This is a genomic window from Sphingopyxis indica (assembly GCF_900188185.1).
GTDB classification, from domain to species: Bacteria; Pseudomonadota; Alphaproteobacteria; order Sphingomonadales; family Sphingomonadaceae; genus Sphingopyxis; species Sphingopyxis indica.
In genome coordinates this window covers 1-3861 of sequence record NZ_FZPA01000032.1, presented here as the reverse complement: position 1 = coordinate 3861, position 3861 = coordinate 1, and the positions used below count along the sequence as shown (strand labels likewise).

The window sequence follows — 3861 nt, the reverse complement described above, 5'->3', positions numbered from 1 at the left end:
CCACCAGAAGAAAGCGGGCGGCGGATAGATCTGCCAGTCGCCTATGGTGAACCAGGGTGATCCGAGCTGGGGTTGATGGGCGAGCGCGGCGGCCGTCCACTGGGTCGCGCTCCAGACTGATGTGAGAACGATCGCGAAGACTGCGAGGATCTGGCCCCACAATATCTTGGTAGCCGACATAACCCTTCCTTTCCGGCAAATTGCCTAAAGGTCGGGATCCAATGATTGCGATTACAATATCTTAGCGAGAGCGATCGAAGAAATAGAAACGCTATCGTGCAAATACAAATGATAGCGTAGGCGAATTACGCGCGTCTCAGACTCTATTTGCATCGAATTTCGCCATACGGCTGGACCGATCGTCCGCTGAACCTCGGGAATGACGCAGCATCCAACAGCCTCCCGCATGGACCGATGACCCGGTCACCGAACCAATCCAATCTCGGTGAGAAAGACGGCGAGGTCTTGCTCAACAGCCGCGGCGCGATGAACGGCGTCGAGGTCCAGACGTTCGGCAAGTCGGTTGGCTGACATCCCTTTCTGATAGTCATTCCATCGCCGTCGTAACTCGCGAAGCGCCCCTGCGGTGCTTTGCGGATCAAGGCGTTCACATCCGTCGATGTGATGCAGCAACGTGGCTTCATGGCAGGGCCGTTGCCATACAAGATGAATATTCTCGCGGCGGCTTAGCTGGAAGAGACGCTGATCACGTTCCGGGACGGCGCCGAGCCGGTCGGCATCGAGCAGCACAATCTTGCGATCATAGGGTTCGCCACGACTTTTCTGCTTCTGCGCGATCCTGCGAGCAGCCAGTTCAACGATGCCACATGGATCGCCGCCGCCAGGTTGCAGCACAACCAGATCGAGATGGACCGCAAGTTGCTGATCTTCGATCAGACGGGTGAGGAATGCTCCATAGCCGCGTTCGCTCTCTCCCTCGCAGCCGACAAACAATCGCCTGCGCTGCGGGATGCGGCGGCGTTGTGGCCGCCTCATCCGATTTGGGGAACGGCGCCGTAGGTGCCGCTCAGATATTTGCGATAATAATTGTCGTCGCGCCGGACCGACTGGACGTCGCGCAGCGTGTAGACCTCGGTGCGACCGCGCCGGTCCTTGGTGCAGAACAGCACTTCCTCCTTGATGAGTTCCTCCAGCAGGGAGGCGTTATGGCAGGTCATCCAAAGTTGGGCATCATGCGGATTACGTTCCGGATCGTGGAACCAGCGCAGAATCTCAGGCAACACCAGAGGGTGGATAGCGGTGTCCAGTTCGTCGATTACCGCGAGGCCGCCGGTTTCTAACGCTTGAAGAATGATTGGATAGATACGCAGGAACATCCGCGTGCCGTGGCTTTCCAGTACGAGCGGCATCGGACCATCATGGCCTTCATGAGTGAACAGCGCGATTGGACCGTTGGGACCGGATTCGAGTCGCATCGCCTTGATGCCGAGGTCGATCCGCTCGATCTCACGGTTGAGCGCATCGACCAGCGCCGGATTGCTAGCATAGTGGCGCACCATCTGATCCTCCAGTCCATCCTGCTTCTCGATCAGGATATTGGAGATGACGAGTGAAGCCGCCTGCCAGATGGATGTGGCGAAGGGATGCTTGAGCTGGGCAAGCGTCGAGATGACGCTTGCGTTCGGCCGCAGCACCTTCTCCAGTGCCTGCCGGTAGCCGGAAAGGCCAAAGGCGCTCGCCGCCGTCACCTTGCCGTAACGATCGCGCTCGAACAGGCGAACCTTACGCCCGGTGTCCGGCGGCCAATAATACATCGCTTCAGCCAGCACCTCCTGCGCCTGACCTGCCGCGCCGCCCAGCGTCACCTCATACGCGTACCGGCATTGTGGTCCATTCGGATCATCACTCTCGGGATCAGCAAGGCCGGCCAGCGAGACCGACAGGCGCGTCGGCGCAGCCAAGGATGCTTCGTCATTGAAACGTTCGTAAGGCAGACGCGCACCGGGCGCGATGCTGAAGCTGTCGCGTACGAACCAGGCCACAAAAGACAGTGCGCGCAGCACCGTTGATTTGCCCGAAGCGTTTGGACCGAAGATAGCGACCACCTTGGGCGCCCGCTCCTTGGAACCCGCCCAGATTGGTGCCAACCGTTCGGGAGTGTCGGGCGCGTTTCCAGCCGCGCGCAGGTCGATGACCTGCCGCTCGCGGATGGAATAGAAGTTCTCAATGTCCAAGCTGTATAGCATCTGCGCCGCTCCTCGACCCACAAATAGGGCATTTGTCGCCACATTCAACGAAAATTTGTTAAACTAGGCGCCAAATATCCTTTTTCGATCCTGTTTGACGTCAGGAAAGCAGGCCAAGATTTGCTACAGACCCAGGCCCCGCTGTCGGCCAAAGGTCCAATCAACCCCGCCGCCCGGCGTCATTGTCCCGGACACATGCTGCCCCAGATTCTGCTCCAGCGCGGGGCGCCACGGTACGAGTTGGAACCCGAGACCATTGTCGATCATGGCATAGCGGCCGGATGCGAGCGTGACGCGCTCCCGGTAGACTCCGGCGACATGCTCCCCAGGCGCCGACGGCTGCGGCGCGAGGCCCGTCCGGCCCGCAATTTCCGTCTGCGCCCGTTGCAGCTCACGCTCTTTCAGCGTCTTCAACAACGACCGTGCGAATACTACTCGTTGCCCGCGACGTTGGGCGAAACCCTCCCCCTCGAGATAATCGCAGCGCGCTTCCAGCGCCGAGGCCACCTCAGCGCCGAATCCGCCGCCCAGCACAGGTTGTTCGCGGGCGATCAGATTGCGATCGAGCCAGGTGACGCCATCAGCGCTGATCTGTTGGCTCAAGGTCAGATCCGAGCGCGTCGCGAGCGAATGGCGCCGCTGTCCCCTAACGTCATCCCAGGAGCGCAGCTCGACAATTGCGCCTGGCTTCGCGTCCCCGGTCATTTCGAGATCCTCGAACCGGAGATGATGGGTGCGACCATCGATGCCGTCGACCACGGCAAAGGCGCTCCCTTTGAGTTCATCATAAAGCCCGCGATCAACCAGACGGCCCACGATCGGATCGACCGGCGGAGCGAGGTGGATCGCGAAACGCGATACGTCCGGATTCGGCGTGTCCTTACCCATCGCCTTATGCATAGTCTTGATGATATCGCCGCGAACGCCGAGATCGCGCAGCTTGTCTTCCAGACCCGGCTTGATGGTCCAGGCTGCGGGACCGAGCGGATCGACCAGGCCCAGGGCTTCGAGCTTCTGCGCGCGGCCTATCAGGAGATGCCGGTTTTGAGCTCCATGACCATTGGCGTCCGGGCGCAGATCGACAATGCCGCCATGACGATCGGCGATATCTCTCAGCGAGCGATCGAGGCTGGTCCAGCGATCGGCCTGAACCTCGCGACCGAGTGCGGCCTGGATCTCGCGCTGTGTGCGCGGCCCCATTTCAAGGGTCACGCGGTCCTCGGCGCGATGGCGGAAGCCCTCGCGGATATAGTCCCGGCTTATGACGAGGTCGCGGCCATCGTCACCGCGACCACGAACCAGCACATGAATATGGGGGTCGTCGGTGTTCCAGTGATCGATCGCCACCCAGTCGAGCGAGGTGCCAAGGTCGCGCTGTGCATCTGCCATCAACTCGCGGGTAAAGGCACGCAGGTCCTCCATCTCTCTGGCGTCCTCCGGTGAGATGATGATCCGAAAATGGTGGCGGTCGTCCTCGCAGCGATCAGCAAAGGCGTTCCCGTCCGCCTGGTCGCCAGTCGCGTCGAACAGTCGGCCCGGCGCCCCGTCGCGAGTGACACCTTCGCGTTCGAGATAGCTGGCGTGCCGGGCAAGCGGCGCTGCACGATATTTGCCCCCTTGGTGCCGGACAATCCGCATCTTGACGACGACGCGT

4 protein-coding genes are annotated in these 3861 nt (G+C 60.8%); all 4 read right to left on the bottom strand.

The genetic code is table 11. From position 1 onward, the window contains the following. Positions 1–180: hypothetical protein (locus CHB69_RS19500; protein ID WP_141134066.1), on the bottom strand; the 180-nt coding region annotated here is incomplete at its 3' end. A 243-nt stretch (positions 181–423) separates the two neighbouring features. Then, entirely contained in the window at positions 424–996 is a 573-nt protein-coding gene (locus CHB69_RS19495) for an RloB domain-containing protein (protein WP_039577904.1), read from the bottom strand. Then, positions 993–2207 (bottom strand): AAA family ATPase, encoded by a 1215-nt coding sequence (locus CHB69_RS19490; RefSeq protein ID WP_089217553.1) that lies wholly within the window; start codon positions 2205–2207, stop codon positions 993–995. Before CHB69_RS19490 ends, CHB69_RS19495 begins: the two co-directional genes overlap by 4 nt. Positions 2208–2330: 123 nt before the next feature. Further along, the coding region (locus CHB69_RS19485) for a relaxase/mobilization nuclease domain-containing protein (RefSeq protein WP_245836978.1) at positions 2331–3861 on the bottom strand (1531 nt) is incomplete at its 5' end.